Origin of the sequence: Paucibacter sp. Y2R2-4 (assembly GCF_025717535.1) — a bacterium.
Taxonomy (GTDB): Bacteria; Pseudomonadota; Gammaproteobacteria; order Burkholderiales; family Burkholderiaceae_C; genus Paucibacter_A.
Map to the genome: position 1 here is coordinate 1,002,839 of NZ_JAJIRO010000001.1, position 21,459 is coordinate 1,024,297.

Annotated in this window: 14 protein-coding genes; 4 read left to right on the forward strand and 10 right to left on the reverse strand. The window is 62.0% G+C overall.

The window, feature by feature from the left end; translation table 11 throughout:
* Positions 1-24 precede the first annotated feature (24 nt).
* From LNV06_RS04400 to hrpA, 10 genes are all read right to left on the reverse strand, one after another.
* A complete protein-coding gene (locus LNV06_RS04400; protein WP_263537007.1) occupies positions 25-690 on the reverse strand; it encodes a TorD/DmsD family molecular chaperone in 666 nt (221 codons plus the stop codon).
* Positions 687-2,840 (reverse strand): 4Fe-4S dicluster domain-containing protein, encoded by a 2,154-nt coding sequence (locus LNV06_RS04405; RefSeq protein ID WP_263537008.1) that lies wholly within the window; start codon positions 2,838-2,840, stop codon positions 687-689. Before LNV06_RS04405 ends, LNV06_RS04400 begins: the two co-directional genes overlap by 4 nt.
* Positions 2,761-3,417: a DUF3306 domain-containing protein gene (locus LNV06_RS04410; protein ID WP_263537009.1), complete on the reverse strand. Its 657-nt coding sequence runs from the start codon at positions 3,415-3,417 to the stop codon at positions 2,761-2,763. The genes LNV06_RS04405 and LNV06_RS04410 overlap by 80 nt, the downstream gene beginning before the upstream one ends.
* Positions 3,417-3,962 carry a DUF3305 domain-containing protein gene (locus LNV06_RS04415; protein WP_263537010.1) on the reverse strand — a complete coding sequence of 182 codons (546 nt, stop codon included), beginning with the start codon at positions 3,960-3,962 and terminating at the stop codon, positions 3,417-3,419. The genes LNV06_RS04410 and LNV06_RS04415 overlap by 1 nt, the downstream gene beginning before the upstream one ends.
* Before the next feature lie 68 nt (positions 3,963-4,030).
* Complete coding sequence (locus LNV06_RS22530; protein ID WP_318013433.1) at positions 4,031-5,701, reverse strand: methyl-accepting chemotaxis protein; 1,671 nt, start codon at positions 5,699-5,701, stop codon at positions 4,031-4,033.
* Between the two features lie 364 nt (positions 5,702-6,065).
* Positions 6,066-7,160: an iron-sulfur cluster carrier protein ApbC gene (gene apbC / locus LNV06_RS04425; RefSeq protein ID WP_263537011.1), complete on the reverse strand. Its 1,095-nt coding sequence runs from the start codon at positions 7,158-7,160 to the stop codon at positions 6,066-6,068.
* Between the two features lie 133 nt (positions 7,161-7,293).
* The gene (locus tag LNV06_RS04430) at positions 7,294-8,985 is read right to left on the reverse strand and encodes a glycosyltransferase family 39 protein (RefSeq protein WP_263537012.1); all 1,692 of its coding nucleotides are present in this window, start codon (positions 8,983-8,985) and stop codon (positions 7,294-7,296) included.
* Positions 8,986-9,216: 231 nt separating this feature from the next.
* Positions 9,217-11,712: a serine/threonine protein kinase gene (locus tag LNV06_RS04435; protein WP_263537013.1), complete on the reverse strand. Its 2,496-nt coding sequence runs from the start codon at positions 11,710-11,712 to the stop codon at positions 9,217-9,219.
* Positions 11,713-11,780: 68 nt separating this feature from the next.
* Positions 11,781-13,652, reverse strand: coding sequence for a serine/threonine protein kinase (locus LNV06_RS04440; RefSeq protein ID WP_263537014.1), 1,872 nt, complete (start codon positions 13,650-13,652; stop codon positions 11,781-11,783).
* Between the two features lie 209 nt (positions 13,653-13,861).
* Positions 13,862-17,965 carry an ATP-dependent RNA helicase HrpA gene (gene hrpA / locus LNV06_RS04445; RefSeq protein ID WP_263537015.1) on the reverse strand — a complete coding sequence of 1,368 codons (4,104 nt, stop codon included), beginning with the start codon at positions 17,963-17,965 and terminating at the stop codon, positions 13,862-13,864.
* Between hrpA and argA the strand changes: the two genes are divergently transcribed.
* The 4 genes from argA (at position 17,964) to LNV06_RS04465 (ending at position 21,397) form a co-directional block, all read left to right on the forward strand.
* A complete protein-coding gene (gene argA, locus LNV06_RS04450; RefSeq protein WP_263537016.1) occupies positions 17,964-19,313 on the forward strand; it encodes an amino-acid N-acetyltransferase in 1,350 nt (449 codons plus the stop codon). The two genes, hrpA and argA, sit on opposite strands and share 2 nt — an antisense overlap.
* Before the next feature lie 73 nt (positions 19,314-19,386).
* Complete coding sequence (locus tag LNV06_RS04455; protein ID WP_263537017.1) at positions 19,387-19,659, forward strand: oxidative damage protection protein; 273 nt, start codon at positions 19,387-19,389, stop codon at positions 19,657-19,659.
* Positions 19,660-19,880: 221 nt separating this feature from the next.
* Positions 19,881-20,930, forward strand: coding sequence for a Fe(3+) ABC transporter substrate-binding protein (locus LNV06_RS04460; RefSeq protein ID WP_263537018.1), 1,050 nt, complete (start codon positions 19,881-19,883; stop codon positions 20,928-20,930).
* Between the two features lie 74 nt (positions 20,931-21,004).
* Positions 21,005-21,397 carry an H-NS histone family protein gene (locus tag LNV06_RS04465; RefSeq protein WP_318013434.1) on the forward strand — a complete coding sequence of 131 codons (393 nt, stop codon included), beginning with the start codon at positions 21,005-21,007 and terminating at the stop codon, positions 21,395-21,397.
* Positions 21,398-21,459 lie beyond the last annotated feature (62 nt).

The following is a 21,459-nucleotide window of genomic DNA, read 5'->3' on the forward strand; positions in this document are numbered from 1 at the left end:
TGGCTGTGGCGACCCGCCAAAAAATCAAAGCTCCAACAGATCAAAGCCCTGCATCTCAACCGCGAAGAAATCTTGTGCAAACACGGCAAGAGCTCCATAGAAATCTGCCCGCGGATGCTGAGCCAGGGCCTCGCAGAAACCTTGCGCCCAGGCCCGCAGATGTGCATTGAAAAAGCGCTGTTGCCCCGCGAGATTGCTCACCCCGGCATCCTCACCCGCGATCAAGTAACGCATCACTTCACAGACCGATGCAATATGGTCTTCGGTCTCCAAGACCGCTTGGGGCCGCTCCAGGCCCAGGGCCAGCAAGTCTTGACGCAAGGCGGCCAAAGGCTGCTGGTTCAAGAAGCCAGTCAGGTAGAAGGAGCCGTAAACACAGACCTCCGGCTTGCCCACCCCGCCGAACAAAGCCACAAACTCATCATTGATATCCTGCAAACTCAGGCGCCGGGCGGCTCCGACCAAGGCCGACCAGTGCGTTTCCAGAAAGGCACCGGCACTGGGCGCTTCGGTCACCGCCACACGCAATTGTTCAAACAAGTCGGCGCGGGGCGGGGCATAAAACAACTCGGCCAGCAGACCATAGACCTCGGCGCGGGCCAGTTCTTCGGCCAGGCCGCCATCGGCATGTTCGGCGGCGCCGGTCCAATGGATGGCTTGGGCTGGAGCTTGAACTGGGGCTTGGCTCATAGATCGGTAATCCTGACTTCATTCGGGTTGCTGTGCAGATCGACCACGCGGCAGTCCGCACACATTTGCAAGCGTCGCGCGCCTGCGCCTTGAAACATTGGGTGCGCGCCCAGCTTGGCCAGCATCAGCTCAATCGCCTTGGGGCTGGCAAAGGGCTTGGCGCAGCGCACGCAGCAAAAAGGCTCCACCTCATTGAGCACCTGCATTTGCTTGCGAGTGCGCCCACCATCGGCGAGCAAGAGGCGCGGCACGAGGCTGATGGCCTGCTCCGGGCAGGTGCTGGCGCACAAGCCGCATTGAACACAGTTCTTTTCGATCAAACGCAGTTGCAGTTTGTCGGGGTTGTCGGCCAAGGCGCCGGCCGGGCAGGCGCTGACGCAACTTAGGCACATGCTGCAGCGCTCGGCATCCACACTCAGGCTGCCGAAGGGCGAGCCCTGCTCGGGCAAAGGCAACTCTTCCGGCAATTGCTGAGCCTGGCTCATCCAGTGCTCCAAGCACAGCTCCAAGGTGGCGCGCTTGTCGGCCAGGACGCGAAAGCTCGCCGCTTGCGCAACGGTTTGCCCCGCCGGGGCCTGCAGCGCAGCGTCCAATTCCTGTGCCGAGCGGGCCTCGATCAGGGTCAGGTGTTGCCCCTTGAACCCCAGGCCGCTCAAGATAGCTTGGGCGACCGCCATTTGCGCCTTCACCGCGTCACGGTAAGCCGGCGCTTCTTCCTCAGTCATCAAGACCCAGACGTTGGCGGCACCGTAAGCCAAGGCTGAGAGCCAGAGCTCCATGCCCATCGATGCGGTATGCCAAGCGTCAATGGGCAAGACGCGCGCAGGCACGCCGTGCACACCCGCCTCGGTGCGCGCCGCGCGACCCAGGGCGCCAATCAGTTGGGCGCCTGCCGCCTGGCTGTGGATCAAGAGCGCGGCATCCTTGCCGCCCGCGCGCGCATAGGTGTTCAGCAAGGTGCGAATGCGCTGGCCCTGCGCATCGGCCGAAGGCGTGGCGTAACTGATCGCGCCACTTGGGCAAACCGTCGTACAGGCGCCGCAACCCACGCACAGATGCGGCTCCACCACGATGCCGGCCAACGCCGCGCCGCCCGGCTTGCCCTTGCGCGAGGCATCGCTGCGGATGGCCTGCGCCGAGCACACATCGATGCAGGCTGAACAGCCGATCTGTTCATTGCGGCTGTGCGCGCAAAGCTTTTGCTTGTAGTTGAAAAACTTGGGCTTCTCGAATTCGCCCACCGCATCGCGCATCTGCAGCACTGCCTTCATCAAGCGAGCGTCATCAGGCGCATGGAAATAGCCCTGCGGTGGCTGATGCAGATCGATCAACGGCAAGTCGCTCAAGTCCAAGACCAAATCAAAAGTCTCGCTGCGCGTCTGCGGCGGCCGGTCAAAGTCAATCGCGCCGGCCGCCGCGCAGGCTTTGACGCAGTCGCGGTGGCTGCTGCAGCGGCTTATATCGACTTGGTAGCTGAAATCAATGGCCGACTCGGGGCATGCGTCGATGCAAGCATTGCAGCGGGTGCACAGATCCAGATCGATGGCATTGTTTTGTGACCAGCTCACCTCAAACGCTCCGAGCCAGCCGCGAACCTGAACATCTTCGCCCGCAAAAACCGGCAAGCTGCGCTGCTGCGGCAGCTGGCCCGGGCCCTGGATGAGCAGGCTCAAGTCCAGTTTGTCGGCCAGCATCTCGGCGGCACGCCCGGCCCGTTCGGGCGATCCGATCAACAAGGCGCGGCCCTGGGAGCGGTAGCTGACCGTCGGCACCGGCGCAGCGTCTGGCAATTGCGCCAGCGCCAGCAAAGCGGCCATCTTGGGCGTTGCCTTCGCCGCGTCCTTGGACCAGCCGCCGGTCTCACGCAAATTGACAAAGCGAATCGGTCGCTCGCTGATCGAGGGGGCGCCGACCGTCTGCTCATTCAACTCCAGAAAGAGCCGGCTCTCCTGGGTACAAGCCACCAGCAAATCACCCCCGGCCGCGGTGCTGGCTTTGGCTGCGCGCTGAAAGTCGCCCGCCTGGCTGCGACAGAGCAAGGTGTGGACCGTCTCCAGGCCCCGGCTGGCCTCAGGTCCCAGGGCTTTTTGCAGCGCCGGGCCGTCCAGCGGCAGGGTCTTGTTGCAATTGCAAATCAGGGTCGTCGTCATCGGGCTGGCTCGAGGTTTCGATTGCTGGCGTTGAGGATGGGGGAGGCGATGCCGGCTCAGTGCGGGCATCAAGGGTCAGATCTTGCGCGTCACCCGGAGGCGTGGTTTCTTCCTGCGCAAACAAGTTCAAAGCCCGCGACTGGTTCATCTGCCGCAGCATCGCGAGCGGAATTGGGTCGGGCTGGCTGTAGTCGTCGATATAGGTATCGAGTCCGTCCATCACATTGAAGTGCGGGTCGGAGAAAAACAGCTTCTTCATCGCTGCGCGCTGCACGCCGAGGTCCACATCTTGGGCCATGAAGCGGGTGTAGTCGGAGTCGGCCTTCAGTTCGGCCACATCCGACCAAGTTGGCGCCGCGACAAGCTCGGGGGGCGGGTCCATCGCCTGCACCACGGGAGCTTCCGGGCTATCTGCGGCCGTGGTCTGCGGAGCAGCACGCGGCATCGCCACCGGGATGGCGGGCACGGCAGGGGCGGGTGGCAACTCCGGCAGCGGCTGCCCCGCCCGCGCCAAAGCCTTGCGCCGTCCCCAGCGCGCCAGGAATCCTGCGGGAGCCTCATCGCTTGCTTCAGCCATCAGCGGCGCTCTCCGGGCGAGACAAAAGACTGCGGGCGCCGACGTTCTTTCTTCACTTCTGGCCGGTAATAGACTTCGACATAGCTCTGCAACCAAGCAGCAAGGTCCGCCGGCAAAGGCACGTTGTCGACCCGCTCTTGCGCATCCAACCAGCGGCCGGCTTCGGTATAGCTCAGGCTGACACGCTCGGCCCAGGCCACAGACGGGTCTTCATCGCTGACACGCCACACCACAAACCAAACCGGCGCCCCCGAACTGAGGTTGAGAAAGTAGCCTTCCGCCTCGTCGGGATAGAGCGTCAGCTCAAAGTTCGGATGCAGCCGAGTCTGCAACTTGCCGTCATCACGCAAGACGCGAGGCTGGTCCCCAAATGCTGTTTGATGCGCCACCACATCGACGACAGAAAAGCGCCAGTCTTCCCATTGATTGGGCTGCGCTTCGCGCTGCAACAAGACCGCCACCGTCACCGAGGGGCGACCCGGAGGCAGTGGGTCCTGAGCCTGCGAGTGCGTTTGCCTTTGCGATGAATCCACAGCGTCGTCCATCGCCGCAGTCTAGCGGTCGGCGAAGCCCCTGGCAGTGGATGGCCTTCTGAACCCACTCCATCTTGCGCTCAGCGCAGGGTAAACACCGCCACCGCTTGCTGCAATGTTTGCGCCTGCTGACGCAAGCTTTCCGCAGCGGCCGCGCTTTGCTCGACCAAGGCGGCGTTTTGCTGGGTGGTCTGGTCCATTTTGCTAACCGCATCGCCGATCTCGGCCACGCCAGCACTCTGTTCGCTGCTCGCACTGCTGATCTCACCCATGATGTCGGTCACACGCTTGATGGAGGCCACGATTTCTTCCATGGTGGCCCCTGCCTCGTCCACCAAACTGGTGCCGCGCTCGACCCGCTCGACGCTGTCATTGATCAGCTGTTTGATCTCCTTGGCGGCCTCCGCGCTGCGCTGCGCCAAGCTTCGCACCTCGCTGGCGACGACCGCGAAGCCGCGCCCCTGCTCGCCAGCACGCGCGGCCTCGACCGCCGCGTTCAAGGCCAGGATATTGGTCTGGAACGCGATGCCGTCGATCACGCTGATGATGTCGGCGATGCGGCGCGAGCTGTCATTGATGCCCTTCATGGTGTCCACCACCTGACTGACCACCTGCCCGCCCTTCTCGGCCACCGAACTGGCGTTGACCGCCAGTTGATTGGCTTGGTGCGCGTTGTCGGCGTTTTGCCGCACGGTGCCACCCAAGATATCCATGGACGAGGCAGTTTGCTGCAATGAGCTGGCTTGTTGTTCGGTGCGGGTGCTCAGATCGTTATTGCCTTGGGCAATCTCGGCACTGGCATTGACGACGCCATCCGTGCCATGCCTGACCTGACTGACGGCCTGAGAAAAGCGCTCCACCAATTCGGCCAGCACACCCATTACGCTGTTCGGATCGCTGCTGTCGTTCTTCAGCTGTTGCGCCAGATTGCCCCCAGCGATCACCTTGACAGCCTCCACCACTTGATAAGGCTCGCCGCCCAAGCGGCGGCTGACCCAATGCTTGGCGTACCAGAGCAAAGCCAGGCCGGTGCCGGCAGTCAGCAGGGCCATCAGTACCACGGCTTTGAACCAGCGGTCTTGGGCGGCTTGCGCCTCGCGCACGGCCGACTCGGTACGCGCATCCAACATGCGCAAGAACTCATCCACCGGCTTCATGATCTTGGCCTTGAACTGGTGATAGTTCTTGTCGTGCATCAGGGCCTGGGCTTTGGCCAAATCAGGTTCGCCTTGCTTGGTGAACTTGCCGCTGCCATCGTCGTACAGGCCCTTCACCAAGTTCATGGCCACGGTCTCGGTCTTGACCAAGTCGTCTGAGTTGCCCGCCGCTTCCTTCAGCTTGCCGAACTCGGCGTCGGTGAAGCCGGCGGCTTTCATCATGTCCAGCAAGGGCAGGCTGGTACTGCTGCCCTTGCCTGCCGGCGGCGTGACGCCTGCTGCGCGAAAGTCCCAGTAGATCTTTTCATAGCCACTGGGCCGCGGCTTCTTGCCATTGCGAATGTCCAGCACCTCAAAGTACTGCTGCTCCCACTGGGGGTCCCCGGTCATCACATAGGTGCGAGCCAAGCGGGTCAGATCGTCAGAACTCTGGCGCAACTCATCGGCCAATATGGAGGAGAGATAGCGCGCGCCCTCGGCGGCGGTAACGGCATCGCCCGCCGCACTCAATCTGGAAATGGCAACAAGAAGCAGCAGCACGACCGCCCCCATGGCGAGCAAGGCCGCACTGAACATCTGCTTGACGGTTTTCATCGATGTGTCCCCTGAGAAGATCCGCAAAGCGAATCCGATTCACCCAGGTCGCCACAGGTCAAGAGGTCTGCTGCACCGTCAAATCCACCGTCCACACCGCGTCAGGCATCACCCGCAGGCCCGCAGTTCACCCGGTCTCGGCGCGTGCATCCCATCGCGACAAGCCGCGACCACGCAGGCCGGGCAGGAGGTCATGCGCAGAGCCTTCGAGCCCTGCTGTTCGCCTCGCCTTTCTACCGGCACCTGTGGGCTATCGGATGCGCACTAACAGCCTTGAATGTGCAAATTCACCTTCGAGCCCTCTTTGAACTCAGCGGCCGGGCCAGCGCCGAAGCCACGACCAGACTCTCAGGTGCTCAGGTGCTCAGGTGCTCTTGGAGATCGAGATATTGGGGAACTTGGACGAATAGTCCTTGGACTGAGCCGCAATCTTGACCGCCACTTGGCGGGCCAGGGCCTTGTAGAGGGCCGCCACTTCGCCATCGGGGTCGGCCACCACGGTCGGCTGGCCGGCGTCGGCCTGAACGCGGATCGACATGGCCAAGGGCAAGGCACCCAGGTAGTCGACACCATAGGCCTCGGCCATCTTGCGCCCGCCATCGGCGCCGAAAATATGTTCGGCGTGGCCGCAATTGGTGCAAATGTGCACGGCCATGTTCTCCACCAGGCCCAAGATCGGCACGCCGACCTTTTCAAACATCTTCAAGCCCTTCTTGGCATCGATCAGGGCGATGTCTTGCGGGGTGGTGACGATCACCGCGCCGGTCACCGGCACCCGCTGCGACAGGGTCAGCTGAATGTCCCCGGTGCCGGGCGGCATATCGACCACCAAATAGTCGAGGTCTTGCCAGCGGGTTTGGCGCAGCAATTGCTCCAGCGCCTGGGTGGCCATGGGGCCGCGCCAGATCATGGCTTGGTCGTCTTCCACCAAGAAGCCGATCGACATGATCTGCAGGCCGTAGCCCACCATCGGTTCCATCAGCTTGCCGTCTTCGCTCTCGGGGCGGCCGCTGACGCCCAGCATCATGGGCTGGCTGGGGCCATAAATATCGGCATCCAACACACCAACGCGTGCGCCTTCGGCGGCCAGCGCCAGCGCCAAATTGGCCGCCGTCGTACTCTTGCCCACACCGCCCTTGCCCGAAGCTACGGCGATGATGTTCTTCACCCCAGGCAGCAACTGCACACCGCGCTGCACCGCATGGGCGACGATTTTGCTTTGGATGTTGACGCTGACATTGCTCACGCCTTCGACACTGCGCGCCGCCGCCACCAAAGCGCGCCGCAACTCGGCCTGCTGGCTGGCGCCAGGGTAAGGCAACTCGATATCAAAGGACACATCGCCACCATCCAGACGCAGATTCTTCAGCTGCTTGGCGCTGACGAAGTCCTGCGCGGTGTTCGGGTCGACGACGGTTTGCAGCGCTTGCAGCAGCGCGGATTCTTGGATGGCAGGCATGAGGCAATCGTGGTGAACAAAGGCCGAGGCCCAAACAGGCCCGGTGATGGCCGCGAAGTCTAGCCCAGCGCCCTTACCCTCACAGCGCCGACGTCTACTTCAGCAAGCCTCAGCCCACCCTTTCGCGCAGATCTCAGAGCGGGCAGGCACTCGGATTCTTGGCCTCCAAGATCGCCCACTGCACCTCCAGCTTGGGCGCATTGCCGCGTCGGGACCACGGCAGGCTCAAGGTGCCGGTAGACGAGGCTTGCTCCAGCAAGGCCGCCACACGCGGATCCAGCGGATTGGCCATATCGCGCCGATCGATCACCAGCAAGGCACCGCAGTCGCTCACCATATGAGGTTTGATCCAGGGTGACTTTTGCGGGTCAGCGTCAATGAACACCATGGGCTGCGTCTTGCTGCGCACCGAGACATTGCCGGCCAGCCAGGTTTCGCCAATCACCACGCGCAAGGGGGTGCGCGCATGCTCTTTCCAAACCACGTCGAGCTTGCGCGCCAGACGCGCCGCAGGGAAATTGGAACGCGCGGCATGGCCGATGCGGTCAGCGCCCCAGGCACCGCCAATCACCATGCCCAGCGCCAGCAGCAACTCCATGCCCACGCACACCCACAAGGCTTTGCGCACCAGCTGATCGGTAGCCGACTGGCGGCGCAGCACATAAAGCGCCAGCACACCGGCCATCACAAAAAAGGTGGCCGCCCAGGCGGAACCCAAACGAACCCCGGCCACACCGACGAGCGAGGTCAGCACCACCGGCCCAAGCGTCATAAACAGCACAAAAGTCCACTCCGACTTTGGCTCAGCGGCCACAGTCTGGGCTGGCGCCTCAGCTGCAGTGGTCTTGGCGCCCCGTTTGAGCCAGGCCATCAACAAGCCCAGCCCAATCAGCAAGGGCAAGACCCGACCCAGCTGAATCACCAGGAACTTGAACAAGCGGCCCCAGTGATCGATGTCGTCCGCATCGTTTTGCCCGTGAACCGCGCGGTCAGCATAGGCCAGACCGGGCGAGCCATCGCGCAGCAACCAGTCAATATGCGGCAGCATCAAGGCCGCACAAACCAACAGCGCCAGCCCAACGCCGGCCCAGGCGCGCCAGCTGCGCATGCGATGGTCTTGCAGCATCCAGGCGCCAATGACGGCCAACCAGATCAAGGCGCTGTACTTGGACAACAGGCATAAAGCAGCAGCGGCACCGACAAGAATCCAGCGGCCCAGTTGCTCCATTTGACTGACCTGACCGGCCTGCCCCTGCGAGCGCACCGCCAACAAACTCAGCCACAACAAGAGCCCCACTGGCATCAGCTGGATGGTGTTGTGGTTGGCCATGATGCCGTGCACGCCGTGATAGATCAGCAAGCTGCTAAGCGCCACCGACACAAAGGCACGCGCCGGCGTGGTGACCAGCAAGGCAATGCGCCAAATGAAGAGCTGCATCAGGACCACGCTGAGTTGGGCGGCAAAAAAGGTCACCCACATCGAGCGACCTAGCAAGCTGGTCCAGCCATAAACCCACCAAGTCGGGAACGGTGGATGTTTGTAATAGCCCCATTCCAGCGACTGCTGCCAAACCAGTTGCTCGACGTTGTCCCAGGGCGGCGCGCGGTGGCTCAAAGAGGCCAGCACCGTCCACATGAGCAGATGAAATGCCATAAAGCCCCAGGTGAGCCAGGCCATGTGCTGGGCATTGGCGGCATCCAGGCCAAAGGGCAAAACCTGCTTCGCCGAAGGGCCCGAGGTGGGCGATGCTGAGTCAATTGGGCCCGCAGGCTGCAGCCCACGCGGCAATTCAAGACCTGGCATGGCAGGTCGATTCGTCCACATTGAAATATCCCTCGCAAGGCCTCCCAAGGCCCGATGGGACTACTCGGGCCCACCACCGCGTGGAGCCCCAAAGGCCCCACTTCGCCCGGTTGCGACGCCCCAAAACCAAGCGATGGAGGGATGATGCGCACCGGCTGCTTTACTCGGGCGCAATCATAAAACTACAAATATTTACAAACCATCACCCCTTCGAGTGGGGTCGGGCTCGAAATTGAGCAGTTTTTGTGGCGCTCAGGCCGATTGTTTGAAGGCCATCACGGCCTGGTTGCGCAAGGTACGCAGCAGCGACAACTCTTTTTCGCCGAGATCCATGCCTCCCGGCTGCGATTTGTCGGCGTAGATCAAGGCGAAAGGCAGGCCTTTCATCAACATCGGCAAGAGCAAGAAGCTCGGTGCCCGCACACCACCTTGGTACCAAGTGGGCAGGCGTTCGGCGATATTGGCTGCCGAAGCATCGGTGATCAAGGTGTCGGCACCTTTCTGGCAAACGGCAGCGAACAAATCGGCTTGGCCGTTGGCGGGCACGCGCAAGGGCACTTTGAAATACGGCACGATCTGCTCCACCCCCTCGCCCAGGCCAAAGCGGCCCGTCAAGCACTCGGTCTTGGGATCGCGCAGGCAAAACACCACTCGGCGAAAGCCGAGCGCCCGAAATATCGTCTCCAAAATCATGCGCAGCACTTCATTGAGCTTGAAGGTCTCCACCATCGCATTGGTGATGTCCTGGATGCCAGCCGCCATCATCTCCACCGCTTGCTCGCGCGTCAGCTGCTGGCCGCTCAAACCCAGCGTCGGCTCCAGGACCTGGGTGGCCTGCAGTTCATGTGGCGTCAAAGAATCGCTCAGAGAAGGCGTCAAGGGCGCCAGCAGCCGCTGCGCCGGCGAACTTTTCGGCGGCCGAATCCCCATGGCATCGGCCACCTGCGCCAAACGCTGGCGGGCCTGGTCGGCCGCCACATCGAAGTGTTCCGCCGTCACGCCCAGCACCCGGGCATAACGTTGAGCCATGGCTTTCATGCGGCCATGAGCCTCGGCCGGGTCGGTGCGCAAAATCACATCGGCCACGTCATTGGCGGCGTGAGCCAGCCAACGTTGCCGCTCGGTCGGGCTCTCGACCAATCGTGTCGGGGGGTCGCCGCTGGGGCGGCGCATGCTTTGCTGCAGACTTTCGGGCAGCCCCCAATGGCGTGCAACGCCCAGGCCCAGCTGTTCATAGCTCATACCCAAAACCTGGGTGGAGGCGACGGTCTCGCTGACCGGAGCCTTGTGAGTCGTGGATCCCGCTGGCGCCTGAGGGTCTCGCTCGGCCCGCGTTATGCGGCGGACCTGCTGCGCCTCCTCTGGGAAGTAAAACTCACACAAAACACGCCCCAAATGATGCAGCATGGCGCAAAGAAAGGCCTCTTCACTTTCGCGCGGATTCAGGCACAACTCGCGTGCCAAAGACGCGGCCATCAAAGAGCGCAGGAACTCATCTCGCAGTTGCTGCGCATGGGCTTTGTTTTCCATGCGCTCCAGCAAGATCAAGGACAAGGCTAGATTGCGTATGCCGGCGAAACCGACCAAGGCCACCGCACGGGACACAGTGCTGATGCTGCCGCCGCCGGCATGGCTGTATTGCACGGTATTGACCAGGCGCAGTAGTTTTTGAGTCAGCGCCACGTCTTTCAAAATTTCGTTGGACAGGCTGGCCAGACTGCCGTTCTCTGAGGCCGTCAGGTTCTGGATGCGGTTGATCGCATCGGACATGGCCGGGAAGTCGCTCTTGTGCCGCATGCGCCGCAGCAAAAACTCCAAGGCCACGCCGTCGCCGCCCTCTTCCGATTCCTGTTGCTCCGGATGTAGCCACCTGGACAAAGCCTCATGCATGGATTGGGCACTGGGCCAGCGCCGCTCGGGCTCGCGCGCCAGGCCGCGCTGCACGATGGCACGCAGGGCATCGTCGACATCCGGGCCCAAGGCAGACGGCATGATGAGGTCCTGGCTCTTCACTTTCTGCACCGCGGCCCAGGGATCGGGGTCGTAATTCAGGCGTTGGCCACTCAGCAACTCGGCCAGCACCACAGAAGCCGCGAATACGTCCATTTGCGCGCTGGGCGGAGCGCCGGCGGCCACCTCGGGCGACAAGTAGCCGGGCGTGCCGACGATGCGCTGCGAAGTGGCCGCAGCCGCCGAGCCCGGCGACGATGCGTTCCTGTCCAAACGCGCGGCAATGCCGAAGTCCATGACACGCGCCAGACCACGGCCATCCAACAAGATATTGCTCGGCTTCAGGTCACGGTGCACCACACCGGCCAGATGCGCAGCCTGCAGACCGTCCAGCACTCCCAGCATCAGCTCCACTGCCGCGCGCGCATCCATGGCAGCATCAGCGCTGCTGGAGCGCCACGCACGCATGCGATCGGCCAAGGTGCCGCCCGGCACATATTCAAACACCAAGTAAAACTGGCCCGCCTGACTGTCGGCCTCAAAGACCGGCACGATATTGGGATGATGAAGTCGGCTGACGGCACGGGCCTCGTGCAGCCATTCATCGACGCTGAGCGGGTCGGCTCCCGGCTTCAAGACCTTCAGGGCCACATCGCGGTCCAGACGCGGATCGTGAGCCAACCAAACGGTGGCTTGGGCGCCCTCGCCCAATTTCTTCAGCAAACGAAAACGGCCCAGCTCCGGCAAGGAAGCCAGCGGCATCAAACCGGAAGGGGTGGACCAATCGTCAGAGGGCATCAAGGCTTGGCTTCGCGTCAAGGCAAAAGGTGTCGAATCCGTCGTATCGCGTCAAGCCGCCCACCCCATCAAGAGGGGCGTTCTCCCGACTTGGCCGCTAAGCGAGCCCGCAAGGACGAGGGCTTGGGCTCCACCGCATCCAGCGGCCCATGCGCAGACAGCTGAGCAAACGAGGAATTGGCCGTCTCGGGGCCGGCACCGGGGTTTTCCGGATTCATGGCTTGGTGCACTTCGCGCAAGCCAAGCCCCAAAGTGCGCGCATAGCGGCGAGTGGCCAGTTCAATGCCGGCTTGGCGCTTGGCCTCGGGCAGCATCAAGGCGTCCACCAACTCATTGGCCAAGCTGCAGGTCAGGCGTAGCAAATCAGCCTCGCTGTCGGCGGCGCGCAGCGCCGCTGTGGGCGCTTGCCGACGAATCATGTGAAGCAACTCTTCGCCCAGACTCCAATGCTTGGCAACAGCAGCGCCAAGGGATTCCAGATCACAGCCCAGCACCGCAAATGCGGCGGCCTGCTCGCTCATGCCTTGCGGATGCGGCTGGTCTGAGGTGGGCTCAGGCGGCTGCATCAATTGGCGAATCTGCTGCGCGTCATCGGGGAAGTGGTATTGCAAGAGCAGCCGACCCAGGTTTTGCATCACCGTGATCAGGTAGACCACCTCGGCGTCATAGCCGGCTGGGCGCAGCGCCTGCGCGATCTGGCCGGCGCGCTGCACCCGCTTCATCAGGCTTTGCAACATGGCCGCCTGCACCTCATTGAGCGGCCCCGGCCAAGGCTTCAAGGCCCGCGCCGCTTGCTGCACCCCTTCCAGGCCCAGCATGGCAATGGCGCGGCGCATATTCAAGACGGTACCGTCCACCGCCGCGCCGCTTTGCTTCAGCGAGTTATTGACCCGTCGCAACAGCTCCAAGCTCAGCGCCATGTCTTGCAAGACCAAGCCGGACAAAGCGCTGGTGTGCTGCCGCTCCATGGCGGAGGACTGACCCACCCGCTGCAAAGCTGTCGAAGTGCTGGGCAGATGACCAATCCGCTGCAGCTTGTCCATCAATAAGACAATGGGCCCATCTTCCGCATGTGCGGCCGCGGTGCGCCAGCCATCGAGGGCACGTAAAAAACTGCGAGCGATGTGATAGCGCTGCTTGGCCTGCCGGTCGGTGGCGCGATTGCAAATGGCACGCAGCGGCTCAGGGATGGGGTGCGGCGTCTCCCAACCCATGCGCACCAATTCATGGCCAATGGGCTGCATCTGCTGCACCACCGTCTGCAGATCGTTTTGTTCCAGCACCGGGCGGCCGCTGAGGATGCGATGCAGCATCAGGCCAACGCACAAAATGTCTTCGGCTGCGGCTTCGCGCACGGCACGGCGGGTGACCGAGTTGTAGTCAACATGGGCCGGAAACACCTCTTGCGCCACCTCAAGGCCGATGACTCGAACCTGATTGCTGGGGCTGATGATCAGGGTGGCGCATTGCACATCGCGATGCACATGGCCGGCCTCATGTGCAAAAGCCAGCCCTTCCAGGTATTGGCAGACCCATTCGGCAGCGTCCACAGGCAAAGGTGAGGCCTGGCGCGCCAAACGCTCATCCAAGGTTTCGCCCAGCGCCCGGTCATAGGCGATAAAGGGCCATTGCTCGACTTGGCCGATCTCCACCACATGGGCCAGATTCGGGTGCTGCACTCGCGAGGCCGCATTCGCCATCTTGAGCCAATGCTCGGTGGCTGAGGGACTGTTGGGCGCCACACGTGGCAGACACAACATCAACTCTTGCCCCAAGCGCGGGTCAAACACCAGCCAACACATGCTGCGCGTGCTCTTGTTGAGCAGCGCACGCAACTCGAATCGCCCGAACCGGCGCATCGGCGCCGCTGGAGCGGCAGCCTTGCCTGCTTGGGCGGGAGGTGGGGCGGCAGAAGATGAAGAGGCGTCGGACACGGGCATGGCTGGCCTCAAGAGCCAGGGTCTGGGTTTATCCCTATTTGACCCAAACATCAGCCCAGGCGATAGAGGGAGCTAGACGGCTTTCACCCGGCTTATCCCTACTGCCAGCATGCAGACTACGAATTTCAGCAAGTTTTGCAGGTCCTGCCCCTCAACAGACTAGGCCAAGGGCTCCGCCAAGGTCCGCCTCAATCCGCCCAGACCCTCGATTAGCCCTGCAACTGAGCCCAGACCTTGTCTAAGCGCTTGACGCTGACCGGCTGCGGCGTGCGCAGTTCCTGCGCAAACAAACTCACCCGCAATTCCTCCAGCTGCCAGCGGAAGTCATTCAAGCGACCATCCTGCTGCCCCTTCAGCTCGATGACGCGACGCAAATAGCGCTGCTCCAAAGGCCGCAATTCGGCCAAGAGCTTGGCATCGCGGGCCGGGTCGGCGCGCAACTTGTCCAAGCGACCGCTGATGGCCTTCAAGTAACGCGGTAGATGCTGCAACTGCGCCCAGGGCGTCTCGGTGACAAAACGCTTGCCGATCAATCGCTGCAACTGGGCCGTGATGTCCTCTCCGACCTCTTTGCTGGCGCGCGCATCCTTGAGCTTGCGACTGGCCGCCGCAAACTCCAGCAGCACCACGCCGGTTTGACGCGCGACTTCCTGAGCGATCAGGTTCAGGCGGGAGCGGCCCTCCTCAATCCGTGCCTTGAAGGCGAATTCATCCTTGGGCAAAGGCTCGGCCAGAAAGGCCCGCTCCAAGGCCACGCCAATGATCTGTTCGCGCAACTCTTCGGCCGTGCCGAGGCTCATGAACAGCACCGACATTTTTTGCAGATCGGGGATATTCTTTTCCAGGAACTTCAGCGGCTCTTTCAACTGCAAAGCCACCAGACGGCGCAGGCCGAGGCGGTGCTTGGCGGCCGCTACATCGGGCTCATCAAACACCTCGATTTCGACATGGGCGCCGCGATCGATCAGGGCCGGGAAGCCGATCAAGGTTTGCGCGCCACGGCTCACCTCCATCAGCTCGGGCAGCTCGCCAAAGGTCCAGCCGGTATAGGTCTTGGCTTGTTCCTGCACGGGCTTCTTGGGCTGCACCTCGGCGCGGATGCCCCCGTTGGCGACAGGCGCAGGCGCTTCGGCCTTGCCGGCAGCAGCTGAGGGAGCCGAAGCCGGCAGCTTGAGCGCTGCCAAGGCCTGAAACGCCGAGCGCGCCTGCCCACCCAACTCGGCCTTCAAGGCGGCCAGATTGCGCCCTATGCCCAGTTGTCGGCCATGCTCATCGACGATCAAAAAGTTCATGAACAAATGCGGCTGCAACTGTTCCAGCTTGAAGTCATTGCGTTGAATCGCCAGCTGCGTGCGCTCCTTGACCGCCTTCAGCAAGACCTCAATCAAGGCGCCCTGGCCGAAGGGATGCGTGGCCGCAAACTCAGCCACAAAGTCGGGCAGCGGCACCAGGCGCGAGCGCGGGCGCTGATGCAGACTCTTGACGAAGGCCAGCACCTTGGCTTCCAGCATGCCGGGCACCAGCCACTCGCAGCGATCCTCGTTCACCTGGTTCAGCGCATAAATGGGCACGCTGACGGTCAGGCCGTCGCGCGCATCGCCCGGTTCATGCAGATAAGTAGCCAGGCAATCGACGCCGCCCAGACGGATGGTCTTGGGGAAGGCACTGCTGGTGATGCCGGCCGCCTCGTGGCGCATCAACTCCTCAACGCTGAGCTGCAAGAGCTTGGGCTCGGTCTTGGACGCATGCCGGTACCAGCGCTCGAAAGTCGCGCCGGAGTAAACATCGGCCGGCAGATGCTCGTCGTAATAGGCGTAGATCAACTCGTCATCGACCAAGACGTCTTGGCGGCGAGACTTGTGCTCTAACTCCTCGACCTTGCGGATCTGACGCTGGTTGTGCGCCAGGAAGGGCAGTCGAGACTCCCACTCGCCATTGACCAGGGCCTCGCGGATAAAGATGGCGCGCGCCGCCGCCGCATCCACATTGCCGAAATTGACGCGTCGGTTGTTGTAAATGACGATGCCGTAGAGCGTGGCGCGCTCTAGCGCGATCACTTCGGCCGCCTTCTTCTCCCAATGCGGCTCCAGCAGCTGGGTCTTGATCAGGTGGCCGGCAATGCCCGGCAGCCATTGGGGCTCGATGGCGGCAATGCCGCGACCAAACAAACGCGTGGTGTCGACCAGCTCGGCCGCCACGATCCAGCGGCCCGGCTTTTTGCTCAGGTGCGCGCCGGGGTGGCGCCAGAACTTAATGCCACGCGCGCCCAGATACCACTCGTCCTCGTCGCTCTTGCAACCCAAATTGCCCAAGAGGCCGGCCAACATCGACAGATGCACCTGCTCGTAAGTAGCTGGGCTTCCGTTGATGCGCCAGCCGTGTTCGGCCACCACGGTGTGCAGCTGCGAGTAGACATCGCGCCACTCTCGCACCCGGCGCGGGCTGACGAAGTTCTCGCGCAATAGCTGCTCATAACGACGGTTGCTGAGCTTGTGCTCGCCGTGGCCGCCTTTGGCTTCTTCGATCCACTTCCAGAGCTTCAGATAGCCCAGGAACTCGGACTTTTCGTCGTCGAATTTCTTGTGCTTTTCGTCGGCCGCTTGTTGCTGTTCCATCGGCCGGTCGCGCACATCCTGACCGCTCAGCGCACTGGCAATGACCAAGATCTCGGCCAAGGCTTCGCGGCTGCGCGCTTCCAGGATCATGCGCCCCACGCGCGGGTCGAGCGGCAGCTTGCCGAGTTCGCGGCCCATGGCGGTGAGCTCATTGGCCTCATCCACCGCGCCCAACTCGGTGAGCAGCTGGTAGCCGTCGGCGATGGCCTTGCGCGGCGGCGGCTCCAAGAAGGGGAAGTCATCCACCTGGCCCAGACCCAGCGTCTTCATGCGAAGAATCACGCCGGCCAGCGAGCTGCGCAGGATTTCAGGGTCGGTGAAGCGCGGCCGGGCGAGGTAGTCTTTTTCCTCGTAGAGCCGGATGCAGATGCCATTGCTGACCCGCCCGCAACGACCGGCGCGCTGATTGGCCGAGCTTTGGCTGACCGGCTCGATCTGCAGCTGCTCAACCTTGTTGCGATAGCTGTAGCGCTTGACCCGGGCCATGCCGGGGTCGATGACATAACGAATGCCCGGCACGGTCAGCGAGGTTTCGGCCACATTGGTGGCCAAGACGATGCGACGCTGGCCATGCGGCTCAAACACCCGGTCTTGCTCTTGCTGAGACAAACGCGCAAACAGCGGCAGCACCTCGACGCCAGGCGGGTGATGCTTGCGCAGCGCCTCGGCCGCCTCGCGAATCTCGCGCTCGCCGGGCAGGAAGACCAGCACATCGCCTCCACCCTCGCGCCACAACTCATCCACCGCGTCGCAGATGGCGTTATTCAAGTCGTACTCGCGGCTCTCCTCAAAGGGACGGTAGCGTTGCTCCACCGGGAAGGTGCGGCCGGAAACCATCAGCACCGGGGCCGGGCCTTTGATCGATTCAAAGTGCTTGGCGAAACGATCGGCGTCGATGGTGGCCGAGGTGACGATGATCTTCAGGTCGGGCCGGCGCGGCAGGATCTGACGCAAATAGCCGAGCAGGAAGTCGATGTTCAACGAACGCTCATGCGCCTCGTCGATGATGATGGTGTCGTAGGCCTTGAGCAGCGGGTCCGTCTGCGTTTCGGCCAGCAAGATGCCGTCCGTCATCAGCTTGACGCTGGCGCCCGGCTGCAGCCGGTCTTGGAAGCGGACCTTGTAGCCGACGATTTCGCCCAGCGGCGTTTTCAGCTCATCGGCAATGCGCTTGGCCACACTGCTGGCGGCAATGCGGCGCGGCTGGGTGTGGCCAATCAGCTTGCCGGTGTTGGCGCGGCCACGGCCGAGCGCCAGCGCAATCTTGGGCAACTGGGTGGTTTTGCCGGAGCCGGTTTCGCCGCAGACGATGATGACCTGATGCTCGGCCAAGGCCTGCGCAATGTCCTCGCGCCGACTGGAAACCGGCAAGGACTCGGGGAAAGTGATGGGCGGCAGTGGATTGGCCGGCACAGGCGGGCGCCGCGCCTCGGCCACACCGCCTGGCCGGGGTGGCTTGGGAGCCCGCTGAGCTTGCACAGATGGCTGGGGCCGCTGCGCCTTAGGAGCTTGAGCGGGCCGCGATGGGGGAGTGGTCGAATCATTCACGAGGCGCGGATTATCCGCGCCCGCCGAACTTTCAAGCGCGCCGGCCGTTTCAGACCGGTCGGCAGGTGCGCTGATTGCCGGGGCGGGCGCGCCGCAAACATGTCCCCACGCGTTCGGGCCACCGATGGCCTGCGGCACAATTGCGGTCATGAGTCTTGTCTTCCCCCACACTTTTGTGCCCTGGTTCCGTTCGGTGGCACCCTATATCCATGCTTACCGCGGTGAAACCTTTGTGGTCGGCATGCCGGGCGAGTTGGTGGCAGCAGGCAAGCTGAATGCTTTTGTGCAGGATCTGTCGATCTTGCACGCCATGGGCATCAAGATCGTGCTGGTGCATGGGTTCAGGCCCCAAGTGAACGAGCAACTGGCCGCCAAGGGTCAGACGCCGCAGTACAGCCACGGCATGCGTGTCACCGATGCCATCGCACTTGACTGCGCCCAAGAGGCTGCCGGACAACTGCGTTTCGAAATTGAAGCGGCCTTCTCGCAGGGTCTGCCGAATACGCCCATGGCCAACGCCACCGTGCGGGTGGTGTCGGGTAACTTCCTGACCGCACGCCCAGTCGGCATTGTGGATGGCAAGGATTTCCAACACAGCGGCCTGGTCCGGCGCGTTGATGCGGCTGCCATTCAGCGGGCCATCGACAGCGGCGCGGTGGTGCTGCTCTCGCCTTTTGGCTTTTCGCCCACCGGCGAAGCCTTCAATTTGTCGATGGAAGACGTGGCCACCAATGCGGCCATTGCCTTGCAGGCCGACAAGCTGCTGTTCGTCTGCGAAGTGGCCGGCGTGCGCGAAGACCCCAAAGACCCTGAAAGCCCAGTCGACACCGAATTGGCGCTGGCCGACGCGGTGCGCCTCTTGGCCCAGAACAAAAAGCCCGCCGAGGCGATGCAAACGGTGGATGTGGACTTCTATCTGCAGTACTGCGTGAAGGCCTGCCAGGCCGGCGTGGAGCGCTCGCACATCGTGCCCTTCGCGGTCGATGGCGCCTTGCTGCAGGAGGTCTACACCCATGACGGCATCGGCACCATGGTGGTGGACGAAAAGCTGGAAAGCTTGCGCGAGGCCGATGCTGACGATATCGGCGGCATCATTGCCCTGATCGAGCCGCTGGAGCGCGACGGCACCCTGGTCAAACGCGACCGCACCGAGATCGAGCGCGATATCGACCTCTACACCGTCATCGAACACGACGGAGTGATCTTTGGCTGCGCCGCGCTCTACCCCTATGTGGAAGCGCGTACTGCGGAGATGGCGGCCTTGACTGTGTCGCCCGATGTGCAGGGGCAAGGCGACGGTGACCGCATCCTCAAGCGCATCGAGCAGCGCGCCAAATCCCAGGGTCTGAGCAGCATCTTTGTGCTCACCACCCGCACCATGCACTGGTTCATCAAGCGCGGCTTCCGAACGGTCGACCCCGAATGGCTGCCCGAAGAGCGCAAGCGCAAATACAACTGGGACCGGCGCTCGCAAGTGCTGGTCAAAAAACTGAGCTGATTTCTGATTTCCCTCGGCACCACGACAAGTTTGTCGCGGCGCTTTCACCCATTTCCATCGAAGAGGTTTTGCCATGGCACGCAGCGTTCAATGCACATATTTGAAGAAGGAAGGTGAAGGCCTGGACTTCGCTCCCTACCCTGGCGAGCTGGGCAAGCGCATTTATCAAAACATTAGCAAGGAAGCCTGGGCGCTCTGGATGAAGCACCAGACCATGCTGGTGAATGAGAACCGCCTGAATCTGGCCGATCTGCGCGCCCGCCAATACCTGGCCCGCCAGATGGAGCAGTTCTTCTTCGGCGAAGGTGCAGAAGCGGTGGCGGGCTATGTGCCGCCGGCAGCCTGATCTGCCCATGCCATGCACCGTCTGGACTCGGCCCTGACCTCAAGCCCCTGAGTTCAACGGCTTCGCACCTACGCCTCCAAATTTGGAGGCGTTTTCATTTGCGCTTCATCAAATCAAGTTCGCTTGAAATCAGGGCAAGGGCTGAAAGCCCCCGCAAACAGGAATAATTCTTGTTACGCTAGACTCCTTCACTTCACTATCCAGTTTTGGCCGGGAGTCCCATGCGAGTTTCTACTGTCTTCTCCTCATCGATCCTGACTGCCGCCCTGCTGGGCAGCTGCTTGACGCCTGCCACGGCCCAGGAACAGGTTCTGAATCTCTATTCCGCCCGCCACTACCAAACCGACGAAGCGCTCTACGCCAATTTCACCAAGAACACCGGGATTCGAATCAACCGGGTGGATACCGATGATGCCGGCTTGTTGGCGCGATTGAAGAGCGAAGGCGCGGCCAGCCCGGCCGATGTGATTTTGTTGGTGGATGCGGCCCGCCTTTGGCAGGCCGAAGAAGAGGGTTTGTTTCAAGCCGTCAAATCCGCGCGACTGGAAGAGCGTATTCCCGCCCAGCTGCGCGCCAAACCCAGCGACAAAGGCAGTGCATGGTTTGGCCTTTCAACCCGGGCACGCGTCATTGTTTACAACAAACAAACCGTCAAGAAAGACGATGTCCTGAACTACCAGGATCTCGGCAATCCGAAGAATAAAGGGCGTCTGTGCACCCGCTCGGGTTCGCACCCCTACAACCTGTCTTTGTTTGGCTCGGTGTATGAGCATATGGGTGCCGAAGCCACCGAGGCCTGGTTGAAAGGCATGGTCGCGAATATGGCGCGCGCGCCCAAGGGCGGCGATACCGATCAAATCAAGGCCGTGGCCAGTGGTGAATGCGGCGTTGCAATTAGCAACACTTACTATCTGGCGCGAATGATGCGATCGGAGAAACCCGAAGACCGCGACGCTATGGAAAAGATTGCCGTGGTTTTCCCTAATCAGCAGTCCTGGGGCACCCACATCAATATCGCCGGCGGCGCCGTGGCGCGTCACGCCAAGAACCGCGACAACGCCATCAAGTTTTTGGAGTATCTGAGCAGCAATGAGGCGCAAGCTTATTTCGCCAACGGCAACAATGAATGGCCGGCCGTGACGGGCGTGCGCCTGAGCAATGCAGCGCTGGAATCATTCGGCAATTTCAAGAGTGAAACCATCCCGATCGCCACAGTGGGCGCGAACCAGCCCCTGGTGCAGAAAATGCTTGATCGGGTGGGCTATAAGTAAGTCAGGCGCGAGGCCTGCGTAGTGATGGGTAGAGGATGAACTGGCCTAGTTTTATTTGAAATGGTGTTGCCGCCATGCGTTTAATTGCGGCAACACTTGTTTTTATTTTCTGTGCCTATAATTACTCCGTTCCCATTTGGCTGAACGCTAAACCTTGCGAGGATTTACACATGGCATCGCTTAAAGACCTTTTGGCCCAACGGGCTGCACTCGACGAACAAATCTCTCAAACCAAGGACCGCGAGCGGGCTGAAGCCATCGCCAAAGTCAAGTCCTTGATGGCAGACTATGGTTTGACCGCAGCCGACCTGAGTTCCCGCGTGCCCAAGGCAGCCAAAACCTCGAAAGTGGCCGCCAAGTATCGCAATCAAGCGACTGGAGAAACTTGGAGCGGCCGCGGCCTGCAACCCAAATGGCTGAAGGCAGCCATTTCTTCTGGCGCGTCACTGGCTGATTTCCACGTCTGAACGTTCAGCCAACAGGGATTCACAATCAATAAAAAGCCCATGTCTCAAAAAAGCTGCCTGCT

What these genes read in the sequence shown, in the direction of transcription:
- LNV06_RS04415 (WP_263537010.1), bottom strand. Translation starts at nt 3,962, where the DNA reads ATGGACGACGCTGTGGATTCATCGCAAAGGCAAACGCACTCGCAGGCT.
- LNV06_RS04435 (WP_263537013.1), bottom strand. Translation starts at nt 11,712, where the DNA reads ATGCCCTCTGACGATTGGTCCACCCCTTCCGGTTTGATGCCGCTGGCT.
- LNV06_RS04460 (WP_263537018.1), top strand. Translation starts at nt 19,881, where the DNA reads ATGCGAGTTTCTACTGTCTTCTCCTCATCGATCCTGACTGCCGCCCTG.
- LNV06_RS04465 (WP_318013434.1), top strand. Translation starts at nt 21,005, where the DNA reads ATGCGTTTAATTGCGGCAACACTTGTTTTTATTTTCTGTGCCTATAAT.
- LNV06_RS04405 (WP_263537008.1), bottom strand. Translation starts at nt 2,840, where the DNA reads ATGACGACGACCCTGATTTGCAATTGCAACAAGACCCTGCCGCTGGAC.
- hrpA (WP_263537015.1), bottom strand. Translation starts at nt 17,965, where the DNA reads ATGACCGCAATTGTGCCGCAGGCCATCGGTGGCCCGAACGCGTGGGGA.
- LNV06_RS04410 (WP_263537009.1), bottom strand. Translation starts at nt 3,417, where the DNA reads ATGGCTGAAGCAAGCGATGAGGCTCCCGCAGGATTCCTGGCGCGCTGG.
- LNV06_RS22530 (WP_318013433.1), bottom strand. Translation starts at nt 5,701, where the DNA reads ATGAAAACCGTCAAGCAGATGTTCAGTGCGGCCTTGCTCGCCATGGGG.
- LNV06_RS04400 (WP_263537007.1), bottom strand. Translation starts at nt 690, where the DNA reads ATGAGCCAAGCCCCAGTTCAAGCTCCAGCCCAAGCCATCCATTGGACC.
- LNV06_RS04440 (WP_263537014.1), bottom strand. Translation starts at nt 13,652, where the DNA reads ATGCCCGTGTCCGACGCCTCTTCATCTTCTGCCGCCCCACCTCCCGCC.
- LNV06_RS04455 (WP_263537017.1), top strand. Translation starts at nt 19,387, where the DNA reads ATGGCACGCAGCGTTCAATGCACATATTTGAAGAAGGAAGGTGAAGGC.
- argA (WP_263537016.1), top strand. Translation starts at nt 17,964, where the DNA reads ATGAGTCTTGTCTTCCCCCACACTTTTGTGCCCTGGTTCCGTTCGGTG.
- LNV06_RS04430 (WP_263537012.1), bottom strand. Translation starts at nt 8,985, where the DNA reads ATGTGGACGAATCGACCTGCCATGCCAGGTCTTGAATTGCCGCGTGGG.
- apbC (WP_263537011.1), bottom strand. Translation starts at nt 7,160, where the DNA reads ATGCCTGCCATCCAAGAATCCGCGCTGCTGCAAGCGCTGCAAACCGTC.